The sequence below is a fragment of the Clostridia bacterium genome, assembly GCA_017410375.1.
In the GTDB taxonomy this organism is placed as follows: domain Bacteria; phylum Bacillota; class Clostridia; order RGIG6154; family RGIG6154; genus RGIG6154.
Genome location: JAFQQW010000013.1, coordinates 1 through 15748 on the forward strand (window position 1 = coordinate 1; position 15748 = coordinate 15748).

Below are 15748 nucleotides of genomic sequence, written 5' to 3' on the forward strand. Positions count from 1 at the left end.
CTCCGCAAAACCCACCTTCCCCTCAAGGGGAAGGCTTCACAACGATTTGGTTTGTATCATTCTACAATGTTGCTTAACAATTTACGTTTGTTATATACTTTAGTTTCCTGTCTGTTCATCGGTAAACCTCTATTGAACCACACGAACATCGCGAGATTTTCGTTGCACAAAAAACAACACCCGTAAGGGGTGTTGTTTTTGTAATTTGAATTAGTCTTCGAATGTGCCGTCGTCGATGTACATCAACTGGAGGCAAACTTCATTGTTACCATGGTTTTCTGCACGCATTACAATTTTCGGGCAGAGATAGTAAGCGCCATCAACTTCGAATACATTTTCGGGTAAGTTATCAGGATCTTCAACAGTGATTTCTTCCGGAATCGGAATATCTGCTGCATCGATTTCCTTCAAGGTACCCTTGTCAGCATCTAATTTGTAAACAGCCTTGAAATCAGTGAGTTCATATTCTCTGGTTCCGGTAATGCCGGGAACAGTAATTTCGAAGATTTCACCGGATTTCTTAACTTCATAAGAGGTCATGTAACCTGCATAGTAGTCAGAAATTGTACCGTATTCACCATTAAACTTAGTATAATGGGTCAAAGCGTTACCACCGTTCATTGCAGTATAGTAACCGTAGGTTTCACTATCTGTGCTGAACAACAGGTTCCACTTGTAAACTTTACCGTTAGGCATCTGAGAGAAGGTGATGATATCGCCGGTCTTCAACTGAGCAGCGGATTTATCGCCAACAATTTCAGGTGCAGAATGTGCCTGGGTTGCATCCAAGGTAATGGTGATTTCGCTCAAGCCACCGCCACGGTATTTGTTACCATAACCGGTTACCTGGTATGCTTTACCATCTTCATTCTTAGTCAAAGCAACGTCGGTAATGAACATATAAGTACCACCACGAGAGTTGGAGTATTCGCTGGAGCTTTCGGTATCCAAGTAAGCAACAATCAAAGCAGGAACACCATTTTCGTCTGCATCATACCATGTAAAGTCTGCAGAAATATGGCTGGAGTACTGATTGCTGAAGAAAGAATCAGGCTTGGAAATCGCAATATCGTCTTCAATGATATCGCCATTGGTATGCGGAACGAACAGCATATCAACACCCTTCCAGATAAAGAGCTGTCTCATATCACTCTCAGAGCCAGAACCCAATCTGCCGCTGCTACATGCGTAGAATGCACTTCCGGGCGGTGTGGTCTTTCTGAAGAGCTTAAGATCTTCATCGCTGTAGTCAGCAGGATCTGCTGTACCCATGTTCTTAGCAACTTCGATTGTGTCAATCTTATCGCTGGAATCGGTAGAGAATTTGAAGAGCTGGGAAACAACTTCGCCATCTTTCTTCAAACCATATTTGGTCCAAACAGCATCTGTGATTTCTTCAGATTCATAAGGTTCAGAAGCTTCGCCTTCTTTAATAAAGGTTACATCGTCAGCAACGTTAATAACGCTAATGCCTGCATCTTTGGTGTAAACCTTTAAGCAGTAAGTATCGCCTTCCATAACATCGTTTTCAGTACCGATGTCGAGGAGATATGCATAATCTTCTGCGCCTGCAGTAGTGGTTGTTACGTATGCAATCTTACCATAAACGTCGAGGTGCAAGGTAGCATTGTCGCCTACTTCGCATTCGTCAACATTTACGATTGTGCTGTATTCATACTTTTCATCATCGATAACAACTTCGCCGTCACCGGTAATTCTCTGAACAACACCGCTTACATTTTCTGTGCAAGCTTCAAGATTGTAGGTGTTACCTACGATAGAATAAGAAACTACATCGTTTTCTTCAAGATCAGAATATCTTGCTTCTTCACCGTCTTTAACAATGCTGATTCTTACATCATCATCTTCCAGGTCGATTTTGCCGGATTCAGGGAATCTTGTGCCGTCTTTAGCAAGAATGTAGAAACCGCCGTTGGTCTTTACAACTCTGTCAACAACCATGGTCTTCATGATATCAACGAACAAAACGTCAATGATTTCGTTCTGGTCAATATCAATGATAAGAATCTTACCGTTGAAGGAAGGATCGCCATCTTCCTGCGGATCCAATGCAGTTACATCAAAGCTTCTGTCACCAACACCGTTTACAAAAACAGGAGCGGTAGCAGGCAACTGATAAGAAATCTTCTTGGAACCATCTTCATTTGCATATACTTTGATTTCATCATAGTCTGCATTAATGATATCTTCGGGAGCATATTCGATGAAGTCGGTCATTTCATCATCAATTTCATAATGAACGATGAACTTATAATCTTTATCTACTTTTTTGTCTTCCTTAGCATAGATAATTACAGGGTAACCCATGTAACCATCAATACCTTTGCTGGAATCCGTAATCCAATAGATGGTATCCTCTACACGAACCTGATTGGACTTCAAAGTACCTTCGCCAACCAAAGAAGCTGCATAGGTTTCGGTTACAACAACATCTTCAACCTTTTCAACCTTCAGCTTTTCGCTGAGCAAGGTTCTGCCAGGATAAGACATGTAGGTTTCGGTTTCACCGTAACCGGTCTTTTCGAGGTATTCAACGTCAATTGCGTTTGCAACCAATTTAGCTACAGTTTCACGGGAAGCATCACCGGAGGTGGTAATTACGTTTTTGGAGATATCCAAGTCGTTTGCAACTACCAGGTAACCTGTCGGCCAGCCGCCTCTTTCATTTGCTTCTAAACCATAGCCTACTACGCAAACGAGCATTTTAACTGCTTCGTTGTAAGTAACTTTGTCATCGGGTCTGAATGTGCCGTCACCGTCACCGTTGATAACACCGAGACCGGAAGCAATATTGATATAGCCTGCAGCCCAGTGAGATTCGGGAACATCGGTAAATTCAGTAGTACCGGAGCTGGTGTTTACAGAAGATTCCATGCCATAGATACGAACGATGATTGCAGCCATTTCCGCTCTGGAGATGGTGTCGTTCGGACGGAATGTACCAGCAGGATCGCCAGCGAGTACAGAGATTGCATTCAAAAGATTGATTTCATCTTTGTACGGGCTTTCTGCGATATCCGTAAAGCTTGTTCTTTCAACAGATACAATATTGTTTTCCTGCTTGGGAGTATCCACTACCGGAGCGGAAGGGGTTACTACCGGAGCAGCAGTACCTGCCGGATGTACAGTTAATTTGAATGTGTGCTTCGGAGTAGCTGCAGTTTCATCTTTCCAGTCTGCTACCTTTACAGTTTCGCAACCCGGAACGATCAAAGTGAAGTTACCGTCACCACGATCTTCAACAGATTTAATTGTGCTGTTGAACGGAGCAGAACCGCCATCATGTTCTAATGTACCGGAAATAGCTGCACCGGCAAGAACAGTTGCAGGATTTTCAGGAAGATTTTTTCCTAATACAACAATGCGGAACTGGTCGTTGGCAGAGCCATGATATTCGTACTTTAATTCGAATGCTTCAAAGTCTGCCGCAAATGCCGAAAAGGGTGCCAAGCAAGAAATAAGCAAAGCCACCGTGAGCACTAAGGCCCATGTTTTTCTAAACATTTTTTTTACCTCTCTTTCTTTATTAAAGTTCATCAAAACAACTCCCTTCAATAATAAAAAATATTTTTTTATCAGCGTTGCCGATGTAAATATACTATTATTATAGCATATTTTCAGATAATTTCAAGTACTTTTTTAAAAAAATATACTCGTATACATTATCCTTTAAAAATTATACTATAACTTTTTGGAAATTTCCATGTGTTTATATTAGATTCTTAGTGTTTTTTTTGTTTTTTTCCAATATAAATCCATTTTTAAAAAGAAAGAAAAAAGGCAATCCGAAAGATTGCCTTTTTCATTCAAAATTCATTATTTTGCAGCTAAACCAAAACGTTTTCTGAACTTATCAACCTGACCGCCAGCATCTACCAATTTCTGCTTACCGGTAAAAAACGGATGGCACTTGGAGCAAATTTCAACATTGATCTGATCCTTGGTGGAGCGGGTTTCAAAAGTTTCGCCGCATGCGCATTTAACTACGCAAGTTTTATATTCGGGATGGATACCTTCTTTCATGGTTTTCACCTCTTTCTTCTCAATAACAAATCTACAACAGTAAGATTATAGCACACATTTTTTCAAAATGCAAGTGCTTTTTTTAATTTTTTTGAAAAATTATGAAAATTTCGGGCAAGCGGTTCCCCGCTCGCCCGATAAATCTGATATTAGAACTTGTTTCTCTTGGTGTAGGTGGTGTGCAACAAGTCATGTGCCTTATGAGAACAGGGTTTTTCAAAGTATTCATCATAGAGCTTCTGAATAACCGGGTTTTCATGCGACTTTCTGATTGCTGCGCCTCTGTCTTCAGCATACAGTGCCTTTGCACGTTCTGCACGAATGTCAACGCCTACTCTGTCTTTTGCAGAAACGATAGGCTGACCGCCACCGTTTACGCAACCGCCGGGGCAAGCCATAACTTCGATGAAGTCATATTTAGCTTCGCCTGCTTTAATCTTTTCGAGCAATGCTTTTGCGTTCTTAGTGCCGTGAACAACTGCAACCTTAACAGGTTTACCTGCGATGGTAAGTTCTGCTTCTTTAATACCTTCAACGCCACGGATCGGTGCGATTTCGAGGTTTTCAAGAGGCTTACCTTCTAAGATTTCGTATACAGTACGGATAGCAGCTTCCATAACACCACCGGTAGCACCGAAGATAACGCCTGCACCGGTAGCTTCACCAAAGGGAGCGTCGAATTCTTCATCAGGAAGTGCATTGAAATCAATACCTGCTTCACGAATCATCTTCGCAAGCTCTCTGGTGGTCAGAGATGCATCGATATCCTGCTTACCGGAGCTGCTCATTTCGGGTCTCTGTGCTTCATATTTCTTGGAAGTACAGGGCATGATTGCTACAGAGTAGATATTATCCTTATTAATATTCTGCTTTTCAGCATAATAAGATTTGATTACTGCACCGAACATTTCCATCGGAGATTTTGCAGAAGAAAGGTTTTCTGTAAATTCAGGATAGTTATGTTCACAATATTTAACCCAACCGGGGCTGCAGGATGTGATAAGCGGAAGCTTTTCCTGCTTGGTGAAGCGTTCAATAAATTCTGTGCCTTCTTCCATAATGGTAAGGTCAGCAGAGGTATCTGTATCAAATACTTTATCAAATCCAAGTCTTCTGAGTGCTGCAACCATTTTACCGGTAACAGGTGTACCCATGGGCAGACCGAATTCTTCACCGAGTGCTGCACGAACAGCCGGAGCGGTCTGTACAACAACATGCTTTTCAGGATTGTCAATTGCTTCCAATACCTTCGGAACATCGTTCTTTTCGTACAATGCACCAACCGGGCAAGCTACGATACACTGACCACAGAAGATACAGTTTGTATCCATAACGGGAGTGTCGAATGCACAACCAACGGTTGTTGCAAAACCACGGTTCTGTAAACCAATTACAGAGATTGCCTGATTTGCACAAGCAGCTACGCAACGACGGCAGAGGATACATTTGTTATTATCACGCACATAAGATGCAGAAGAAGTATCTAAAGCAAATTTCGGATCGTTTTCACCGCTGTAACGAATTTCTTCGATACCGAATTCGTCAGCCAATTCGCGAAGTTCGCAGTTTTTGTTTCTGGGGCAAGTGAGACATTTCTTTTCATGGTTGGAAAGAATAAGCTCTAAGTTTGCCTTTCTTGCTTTACGAACAGCAGGAGAATTTGTGAAAACTTCCATACCTTCGTTTACAGGATATACGCAAGCAGGCTGCAAAGTTCTTGCACCTTTAATTTCTACCATACAAATACGGCAAGCACCAATTTTGTTAATCCCTTCCAGATAGCAAAGAGTCGGGATATGAATGTTTGCCAATCTTGCAGCTTCCAATACAGTGGAATTTGCGGGAACGCTGAATTCCATACCGTTAATTTTAATATTTACGTTTTCCATTCTTTTCCCCTCCTTACTTGCTGATTGCGCCAAACTTACAGGTGGATTCGCAGACACCGCACTTGATACACTTGGTGGTATCGATTACGTGTGCTTCCTTAACCTGACCGGAAATAGCGCCAACAGGACATTTTCTTGCACAAAGGGTACAACCCTTACATTTATCTGCATCAATTGTATAGGAAAGAAGCGACTTACATACGCCTGCACGGCACTTCTTTTCAACAACGTGTTCAACATATTCGTCACGGAAGTATCTCAAGGTAGAAAGTACCGGGTTCGGTGCTGTCTGACCCAAACCGCACATTGCGCTGGTCTTGATGGTGTTACTGAGTTCTTCCAGTTCGTCAATGTCTTCCAAAGTACCTGTACCGTCTGTAATCTTATTTAAGATTTCAAGCAGACGCTTTGTACCGATACGGCAGGGAACGCACTTACCGCAGGATTCATCCACAGTAAATTCAAGGAAGAATTTCGCGATGTCAACCATACAGGTATCTTCGTCCATTACAATCAAACCACCGGAACCCATCATGGAACCGATTTTGATTAAGGAATCGTAATCAATGGGAGTATCAATCAAATCAGCAGGGATACAACCGCCGGAAGGACCACCGGTCTGTGCTGCCTTGAACTTCTTGCCGTTCGGGATACCACCACCGATTTCGTATACAACTTCTCTCAAAGTAGTACCCATCGGAACTTCAACCAAGCCGGTGTTGTTGATTTTGCCGCCAAGAGCAAATACTTTAGTACCCTTACTGGTTTCGGTACCGAGTTTTGCAAATTCTGCTGCACCGTTTAAGATGATAACAGGGATATTTGCATAGGTTTCTACGTTGTTCAGTACGGTAGGCTTTTCCCAAAGACCTTTAACTGCCGGGAAAGGCGGTCTCGGACGGGGTTCACCACGGTTACCTTCAATAGAAGTAATAAGCGCAGTTTCTTCACCGCAAACGAACGCACCTGCACCAAGTCTGATATCCAAATCGAAATCAAAGCCGGTGCCAAAAATATCTTTACCCAATAAGCCGTATTCTCTTGCCTGATCGATAGCAACCTGCAGACGGTGTACAGCGATCGGATATTCTGCACGAACGTAAACATACCCCTGGTTTGCACCGATTGCATAACCTGCAATAGCCATAGCTTCGATTAAGCTGTGGGGGTCACCTTCCAGAACCGAACGGTCCATGAATGCACCCGGGTCACCTTCGTCGGCATTACACAATACATACTTCTGGTCATTTACAGACTTAGAAGCGAAATCCCATTTCATACCTGTGGGGAAGCCACCGCCGCCTCTGCCACGCAGACCGGAATCTTTAACTTCCTGGATAACCTGTGCGGGAGTCATTTCGGTCAAAACCTTACCGAGTGCCTTATAACCGTCACAAGCGATGTATTCGTCGATTTCTTCAGGGTTGATAACACCGCAGTTTCTTAATGCTACACGGTGTTGCTTTTTGTAGAAGTCAACTTCGTTTAAGGACTTAACATTGTTTTCGTCCACAACGGTTTCCTGATACAATAAACGTTTAACAATTTTACCCTTCAAAAGGTGCTGTTCTACGATTTCAGCAACGTCATCTTTCTGAACCATGCTGTAGAAAGAACCTTCGGGATAAACGATAACGATCGGGCCTAAAGCGCAAAGGCCGAAGCAACCGGTCTGGATAACCTTAACTTCTTTGTCGATATCGAAATTTTTGAGCTGCGCTTCAAATTCTTCAATAATCTGCTTAGAACCGGACGAAGTACAACCGGTACCGCCGCAGACAAGAACGTGAGATCTTACGAGTTCCATTTCTTATCCTCCATTTCCAAATTATTCGGCTTTACCAATTGTGTATTCGTCAACAACCTTGCCGTTTACAATGTGATCGCTCACAATTTTTGCTACTTTTTCTGCTGTCATTTTAACATATGTAACTTTTTCCTGACCGGGAACATAAACTTCAACAACAGGTTCCAAACGGCAAACGCCGATGCAACCGGTCTGGGTTACAAATGCATTGGAAATATTTCTCTTCTGCAATTCTTCCACAAAAGCCTGCATAACAGGTCTTGCGCCTGCTGCGATACCGCAGGTAGCCATACCTACAACGATACGGGTTTCTTCTGCACCTTCTTTACGAAGACCAACCTTGTTTACAGTTCTGTTTCTGATTGCTTCCAAATCTGCTAAACTTTTCATTACTATACACCTCCGTGAATTGATAAAATACCATCATTTATGTATTCCTGCATCCATAGAACCACCTCAGGCTCGTTGAACGGAACACCTGCCAAAACCTCCCGGATTTGCTTTGTATCAAACACAAACTCTTCTCCGTCCGAAACATGTCGGTACAGAAAATCAATGTGCTCGTTACAGGACGCGAGCGACGACATGGTCTGGGCGATATCCCCTAAAGGTACCCGGTCGATGTGGTCAAGCTTAAAGGTTGCGGTAACCACAGTCCCTACCCCAACCTCCGATTCGATATTGAGCTTTCCTTCCGCCTGCTCTGCCGCAAGCTTCAAAAGCGGAATGCCCATCCCCACCTTTCGGGGGGTTCTCGTCGTGGTAAAAGGGTCTGTCACATTTTTCAAAAACTCGGGTGCCATACCCTTGCCGTCATCCTTGATGGTTAAGGTAAGCAGATTCTGCTTTGTGTCCTTGACCACCGATATTTCCACCAAACTTGCGTTTGCAGAAATAGAATTCTGTGCAATATCCAGAATGTTTAAAGATAACTCTTTCATGGTATTAGTATTTTGCTAAGATATCATCAACATCATCAACGGTAAGACGTCCGTGAACATCTTCGTTTACGGTCAATACCGGTGCAAGACCGCATGCACCGATACATCTGGAAGCTTCCAGAGAGAATTTACCGTCAGGTGTACATTCCCCAACGTCGATGCCAAGTCTTTGCTTCAATCTTTCCAAGATTTCGCCGGAACCCTTTACATAGCAAGCGGTACCAAGACATACTGCAATTTTGTATTTTCCCTTCGGATACAGAGAGAACTGTGCGTAGAAAGTTACAACACCGTATACTTCTGCCAGGGACAAGCCCAGACCTTCAGCAATTATGGTCTGTACTTCAATCGGAAGATAGCCGTAAATTTCCTGCGCTTCATGCAGAACAGGAATCAAAGCACCGCGGGAATCCTTATGCTTTGCGATTACTTCCATGAGCTGATTTTCCTGCTCTTTTGTGCCATTAAAAGCAGGTACTTTTTTTTCTGCCATTTTACTGCCTCCTTTATTTTTGAATACAAAAAGTATTACATATAGTTTTAAGTATGACGCACGTATCACATCATACCTTATAGATTATAACACAACTTTTGACTAAAATCTACATTTTTATAAAATATAATGATTTTATTTTATATTTTCTTTTTCAAATACGAAATCAGTGTTTTTGCAGATTTTTCAGGAAGTTCAAGATAGTTTTCCGGCTCGGAAATATCCTCTAAGTAATGCGCATCCGAATTCTGTATAATTTGTTTTCGCAAATACGCAAAGCTTTCAGGCAATGCTTTTTTGGAAACTTCTACCGTTTCAAAGCCGATATCCGGCAACAAACCTAAGTTTGAAAGCACACTATATGAGCTTCTGTCCACATGGGCAGGCACTGCTACCCCACCGCATGCATCAGCATATTCTTTGATTTTTTCAAAGTCCAGTGTTGTGGCGGTTACCAAGAGCTTTTCTTCTGTACCGACAACCTCATCTTCTTCGTTCATGTATTGCTGATCACCGAAAATTTCAGGTCGGTTCAAAACAGGACCCATGTGATTTTTTACAATCTCCCCCATTTTCTCCGCACTTTCGATATCCGGAAACAAACACAACACATGTACTTCTTCTTCGCTTTCCACTTCCATACCGGGCACCACTACCAAATCCGTCCCTTCTGCCACCTTCATGGCAGACCGCACATTTCCAATGCTGTTGTGGTCTGAAATTGCAATGATATCCAAGCCCTTCAGAATAGACATATTCACCACATTATTCGGTGTCATGTCTGCATCACCGCAGGGCGAAAGTGCCGTATGGATATGCAAATCGTAAAAACACTTCATAACAGCTCCTTTATCGCGCAAGCTGCCTCAAAGGAAGAAAGCGATGTTTTTAAGATAGCAACCTCCTGCTGAACGGCTTTTTCCAAAGTCGCAGGCTCCGGGTCTACGCCTTCGCTCAGCACGATGCACGCCACATCCGTCAGCACCGCCACAGCCACAATATTTGTGTTGGACATAATGGTCACCCACGCATCGTCCTGCTGTGCTTTGGACATCACCCAGCTCAAAAGGTCACCCACATAACCGTTTTTCACATCTCTGTCCAGATTGATTTCTCCGGTTAAAATTTCAGCATTCAGCTTTTCAGCCAATTCTTTTACTTGCATAAAAACGCTCCTATTCATCCAGTTGATTCATTTCGTTAATCAAGAAATTCAGTTTTTCGCGGAATTTAAAGATACAGTCGGATTCTTTAGCATACCCTTTTGCAATATCCTCCGAAAGTGCTTCGCAGGAGGGTGCACCGCACGATCCGCAGTCCAGACGTGGCATATTTTTGTAAATTTCATCCCGCTTGTTCATGATTTCCATGGCTTCTTTAAAGGTTTTGCCAAGGCTCATAACCGGAATGTATTCTACCTCTTTATCAAACATCAGATCTTCCAGTTTAACATCGCCCATGTCCACAGGTTGATTGTCAAAGGTTTTGGAAAGCTTTGCAATACGCGAGCTTGCCACAAAAGAATTTTCTACCGCCAATATGCCGCCGACACAACCGCCGACACAAGCTAAGCACTCTACAAAATCCACTTCGTCCAGCTTTTCGTCGTCCACTTCTTCCAGAACCTTAATGACATTGTCAATGCCCGAAACCGAAATACTGTTTTCCAGCTCAAGTCCGCCCGTTTCACCGCCCGACAACGCCCAGGACAACCCGGACGAGGTAACTTTGGACGCATTTTCCACATTCTGCTGTTTAAACAGGAAGGGTGCAATTTTTGCATACACCTCAGTCATGGAAAGCACGCCGTCCAAAGCGGTGCTTTCAGTGCCGACAGGTGAAATATATGTAGCCATTTTTGCCGCACAGGGAGAAATGAAGAAAATGCCGATTTCTTCTGACTTCAAACCCGTCTTTTTTATAGTTTCCTTACGGGCAACCCTTGCTATGCATTCCATTGGACTGATAATGGGCAGAATGTGATCTACCAGATTCGGAAAACGAATCTGAATCAGCTTCACCACTGCAGGACAAGCAGAATTGATAACCGGTTTTTTCACATCTTTCCGCTGTAAATAAAGCTTTGTAGCTTCGGTAATCAAATCTGCACCGGTTGCCACGTCATACACTTCATCAAAGCCGATTTCTTTCAAAGCCGCCAAGACCAGATTCACGTTTTTGAGCATTTTGAACTGCCCGTAAAGTGTCGGTGCCGGCAACGCGATTTTATATTTATAATTATTTATTTTTTCAAAAGGATCCGTCACTGCCTTTTTTGCATGATACGGACACACACGGATGCATGCACCGCAATCCACACAGCGTTCCTTTACAATTTTTGCTTTTCCGTTCCGGACACGGATTGCTTCGGTCGGGCAACGCTTCAGACAGTTCGTGCATCCCTTACACGCATCTCTTTCCAAAGAAACAGAATGAAAATATGTATTTATACTCTTGTTTTCCATTTCTTTTTAATCACCTCTTTTGATATGCTTTTTAAGCAGGAATATTCACAAATATTTCTATTGTGGTTCCTTTGCCAAGCTCAGAACTGATATTCATTCTGTCGGCATATTTTTTAATATTCGGCAAACCCATGCCTGCGCCAAAGCCCAGCTCACGAACCCCTTCCGGTGCAGTGGAAAAGCCCTCCTGCATCGCCTGATTGATATCCGCAATACCGGGACCTTCGTCAGCCAGAATAACATGTACATATTCCGGAGAAATTTCCACATCAATCTGTCCGCCGTTGGCATGAATAACCATGTTGATTTCTGCCTCGTACATGGAAATCGCCACTTTCCGGATAACCTCGGGTGGCACGCCAAGCTTTCTTAATGCTTTTTTCACTTCACTGGATGCTTCTCCGGCTGCCTGGAAATCGGTCGGACTTACCTTGTAGCTTAATTTTACTACATCACTGTTCATAAGCTACCTCCCTGTCAGCGAACCAGTCCGCCGCTATAAAGCTTACCGCAAGCAGAATAGAGAGGCTCTTCGGTCGTCATAATAATCATATCTTTTTTCTTTGCCAGTTCAATAATTTCATCCTCGGGCATTTTACCGCGCACAAAGCAGATGGCACGAATGTCCATCATTTCCGCAGTGCGAACCACCTGCAGATTATTAAGACCGGTAAGCAGCAACCCCTGATTCTTTACATATGCCAGAACGTCACTCATCAGGTCGCTGCCGCAGGCAGAAAAAACTTCCTCGTCCAGCATATCCTCACCATTTAAAATTTGTGCATTCAAAATTTCTTTTACTTCACTGATTTTCATATGTTCACCTTCTCATAAAGATTTATATAATTAGTATAGCAAATTTTGCAAAAAAATGCAATAAGCAATTGTTGGGCACAAAACACAAAAAAAGAGCCTGTTTAGGCTCTTTTTTATTGGATATTCAGTTCAAGTCCTTCACGCATCAGCTTGATGGGGACACCCTCTTTTACAAACACATCCCGTACGATCACATTTTTCAGAAAATCGGATTCACGCATACAACGGAAATCCAGGCCGCAGCCGATATAATTTTCATCCGGATCATTAATGAATTTTTCCATACGGTAATCCGCTGTTCCATTGAAATGGATGTTTTCCAACAATACATTTTCCAAAGACGCACCGCCCGAAACCACACAACCGTTTTCCCAAAACACGCCGGAGGACTGATATGTGGATATTGCATACATAGATTTTCCTTCCGCATACACATCACGGATCACAGAATCCTTTAAGGTTGCTGCCAAATATACAGTTCCTCTGAACAAAGAACGCACATTTGTTACCGTAATGTTGAAAATTTCTCCATGTATTGCCGGACGATTTCTGTAATAATTATTTTCCCCGATACGCACAACACCCCAGGGACCGTATTCCTGATTGTCCGGATAAATTTCTTCCGAAGTAGAAATGTTATCAATCCGTATATTATAAAGCTTTGCGCCATCCGAACAACGAAGCGCAACCACCGTTGCCGCCGTTCTGGTACAAACATCCCGAATGGTAACATCATGTATGTCACAATTTCTGTCTTTACAAAGATACGCACCATCAAACTCTGCAGGAAATGCCGAAAGTGCCACAGAGTCATCTCCTGTTCTTCCCTTGATGCGCTCAATCAAAATTTCCGAACAACCGATTCTTAAATTGATGCCATCCTGATTCGGAACATGCGCTCCGTTATAAAAAGTAATGTCAGAGAGTCTGCCTCGCTTGCAACCAATTTGATTGATTGCCCAATAACGCATATTTACGCATTTGATACCTTCTATCACATAGTCAACAACGTTGCACAGAAAAATCAAATGGCTTGTTTGCATGGGAATGCCCATTTTCTGATAGGTTTGCTCATGCAGACCATTTTCATTGTTTCCGCCATCCAGAACAGCGTTTCCTCTGCCGAGAATTTGGATATGGCTTTGTTCTTCACCCAAATACGACCTTGATTCAAAACAAATATTTTTGTTTCGGAAAATATTTTCATAAACACCGTCTGCCAATGTCAGATGACAGTTATCTAAAATGATCGTGATGTCCGAGGGTAAAAGAATGGATTTTTCAATCACCCATTCCGTTAAACCGGTTCGTTCCGACAGTTTGGGAATAATCACAGTGTTAATATTTTGTTCAATCGCATAATCAATGGCGTTTTGAATGGACTCGGAGTCGGATTTCCCTATAATGTTTTTATCATTCGGTGTTACGCAGCGCATACTAAAAGCCCCTTTTACAAAAAAATTATATGCGTTAATTATAGCATTTTCAATCTTCTTGTCAAGTTAAAAGTTGCATTTCGAAAATTTTTCGTAAATTATTTCAGCAACGCCGCTTTATCTGTCTTTTCCCATGCAACGCCTAAATCTTCACGACCCATATGACCGTAAGCTGCGAGTTGTTTGTAGATAGGTGCTCTTAAACCCAACTGTTTGATGATTGCCGCAGGACGCATGTCAAACACTTTGTTTACGCGGTTTGCAATTTCTTCTTCGGAAATTAAACCGGTACCAAAGGTATCAATCATAACCGAAACGGGTTTTGCCACACCGATCGCATAGGCAAGCTGAACCTCACATTTTTTAGCCAATCCTGCCGCAACAACGTTTTTAGCGATGTAGCGTGCATAGTAAGCTGCGCTTCTGTCTACTTTCGTCGGGTCCTTGCCTGAGAAAGCACCGCCACCGTGACGTGCATAACCGCCGTAGGTGTCAACAATAATTTTTCTGCCGGTAAGACCGGTATCTCCCATAGGACCGCCGATTACAAAACGACCGGTGGGATTTACATAAATCTTGGTATCAATATCCAAAAGTTCAGAAGGAACAATAGGTTCAATAACAAGGCTTATAATATCTTTACGGATTTGTTCTAAGGATACGTCTGCTGCGTGCTGTGTGGAAACAACCACCGCATCAACGCGCACAGCCTTATCGTCGTCATATTCAACCGTAACCTGTGTTTTGCCGTCCGGTCTTAAATACGGAAGTGTGCCGTTTTTACGCACTTCTGTCAGGCGTTTTGCCATCTTGTGTGCAAGCATAATGGGAAGAGGCATCAGCTCAGGGGTTTCGTCGCAAGCATAGCCAAACATCATACCCTGATCCCCTGCACCGATGGAAGAGCTGTCTTCGGTATCACCGTCTTTCGCTTCTGCCGCCATATCTACACCAAGCGCAATATCTGCAGACTGCTCATGGATAGCGGTCATAACACTACAGGTGTTGCCGTCAAAACCAAAATCACCGTTGTTATAGCCGATTTCATTTACAGTATCGCGCACAATTTTCTGTACGTCCACATAACAATCGGTGGAAATTTCACCCATAACCACAACAGAGCCTGTAGTTGTAAAGGTTTCGCAGGCTACACGTGCAGCAGGATCGTTGGTATAAATCGCATCAAGCACCGCATCCGAAATGAGGTCGCACATTTTATCGGGATGCCCCTCAGTAACAGATTCGGAAGTAAAGAGTTTTCTCATAGTATAATCTATCCTTTCTCAAAAACGTAATTATATCGGTTTAAGCAAATGCCATAAGTCCCAAATGGCTCAAAGCAAGCATAACCAGCCCCGCAGTAACAACACCCAGTGCGATTGCAGGAAAAGAATGCTTAAGACGCATCCCCATAACAGATGCAATCAAAGCACCTGTCCAGGCACCCGTACCGGGAAGCGGAATGGCAACAAAGGCAAATAATGCCCAAAAAGAAACTGCATTTTTACGGGAATTTCTTTTCCTGGCATCTTCCTTTGCATTTGCCGCTTCAGCCTTTTTCTTCGCACGGTTTTCCAGGCGAATCACAAGACCTCGCAACAGCTTTGTTTTCTTCATCCATTCAAAAATCGGACGTAAAAACCAGATAATGAAAGGAACCGGAAGCAGATTTCCAACCACGCAAAGCAAAAGTGCTTCCAGCCACGGCATATTAAACGCAACGACCGCAACAGGCAATGCTCCGCGTAATTCAATCACCGGAATCATAGATATTAAAAGCACAATAATTTCATTCGGAACCGATGAAAGCAAATCTAATAAATAATCCATATGTCCTCCCATTTTTTATAAATCATA

The 15748-nt window shown here is 42.9% G+C and carries 15 protein-coding genes; all 15 read right to left on the bottom strand.

The window, feature by feature from the left end; all coding sequences use genetic code 11:
- Window positions 1-210: 210 nt before the first annotated feature.
- Window positions 211-3525, bottom strand: coding sequence for an S-layer homology domain-containing protein (locus IJE10_01345; GenBank protein ID MBQ2966749.1), 3315 nt, complete (start codon window positions 3523-3525; stop codon window positions 211-213).
- Window positions 3526-3837: 312 nt separating this feature from the next.
- Window positions 3838-4044, bottom strand: a complete 207-nt coding sequence (rpmE, locus tag IJE10_01350) for a 50S ribosomal protein L31 (protein MBQ2966750.1) — start codon at window positions 4042-4044, stop codon at window positions 3838-3840.
- Window positions 4045-4193: 149 nt separating this feature from the next.
- Entirely contained in the window at window positions 4194-5933 is a 1740-nt protein-coding gene (locus IJE10_01355) for an iron hydrogenase small subunit (GenBank protein MBQ2966751.1), read from the bottom strand.
- A 13-nt stretch (window positions 5934-5946) separates the two neighbouring features.
- Window positions 5947-7740, bottom strand: coding sequence for an NADH-quinone oxidoreductase subunit NuoF (gene nuoF / locus IJE10_01360; protein MBQ2966752.1), 1794 nt, complete (start codon window positions 7738-7740; stop codon window positions 5947-5949).
- 21 nt (window positions 7741-7761) lie between these two features.
- Window positions 7762-8130, bottom strand: coding sequence for a (2Fe-2S) ferredoxin domain-containing protein (locus IJE10_01365; protein ID MBQ2966753.1), 369 nt, complete (start codon window positions 8128-8130; stop codon window positions 7762-7764).
- A gap of 2 nt (window positions 8131-8132) precedes the next feature.
- Window positions 8133-8681, bottom strand: a complete 549-nt coding sequence (locus tag IJE10_01370; protein ID MBQ2966754.1) for a sensor histidine kinase — start codon at window positions 8679-8681, stop codon at window positions 8133-8135.
- Window positions 8682-8685: 4 nt separating this feature from the next.
- Complete coding sequence (locus tag IJE10_01375; protein ID MBQ2966755.1) at window positions 8686-9174, bottom strand: NAD(P)H-dependent oxidoreductase subunit E; 489 nt, start codon at window positions 9172-9174, stop codon at window positions 8686-8688.
- Between the two features lie 140 nt (window positions 9175-9314).
- Window positions 9315-10013 (bottom strand): PHP domain-containing protein, encoded by a 699-nt coding sequence (locus IJE10_01380; GenBank protein MBQ2966756.1) that lies wholly within the window; start codon window positions 10011-10013, stop codon window positions 9315-9317.
- Window positions 10010-10339, bottom strand: coding sequence for an AraC family transcriptional regulator (locus IJE10_01385; protein MBQ2966757.1), 330 nt, complete (start codon window positions 10337-10339; stop codon window positions 10010-10012). Before IJE10_01385 ends, IJE10_01380 begins: the two co-directional genes overlap by 4 nt.
- A 10-nt stretch (window positions 10340-10349) precedes the next feature.
- Entirely contained in the window at window positions 10350-11639 is a 1290-nt protein-coding gene (locus IJE10_01390; GenBank protein ID MBQ2966758.1) for a 4Fe-4S dicluster domain-containing protein, read from the bottom strand.
- 31 nt (window positions 11640-11670) lie between these two features.
- Window positions 11671-12102, bottom strand: a complete 432-nt coding sequence (locus IJE10_01395) for an ATP-binding protein (GenBank protein MBQ2966759.1) — start codon at window positions 12100-12102, stop codon at window positions 11671-11673.
- Between the two features lie 14 nt (window positions 12103-12116).
- Entirely contained in the window at window positions 12117-12455 is a 339-nt protein-coding gene (locus IJE10_01400; protein ID MBQ2966760.1) for a hypothetical protein, read from the bottom strand.
- 113 nt (window positions 12456-12568) lie between these two features.
- Complete coding sequence (locus tag IJE10_01405; GenBank protein ID MBQ2966761.1) at window positions 12569-13891, bottom strand: hypothetical protein; 1323 nt, start codon at window positions 13889-13891, stop codon at window positions 12569-12571.
- A 98-nt stretch (window positions 13892-13989) separates the two neighbouring features.
- Complete coding sequence (gene metK, locus IJE10_01410) at window positions 13990-15156, bottom strand: methionine adenosyltransferase (GenBank protein MBQ2966762.1); 1167 nt, start codon at window positions 15154-15156, stop codon at window positions 13990-13992.
- A 40-nt stretch (window positions 15157-15196) separates the two neighbouring features.
- Window positions 15197-15721, bottom strand: coding sequence for a small multi-drug export protein (locus tag IJE10_01415; GenBank protein MBQ2966763.1), 525 nt, complete (start codon window positions 15719-15721; stop codon window positions 15197-15199).
- Window positions 15722-15748: the final 27 nt, after the last annotated feature.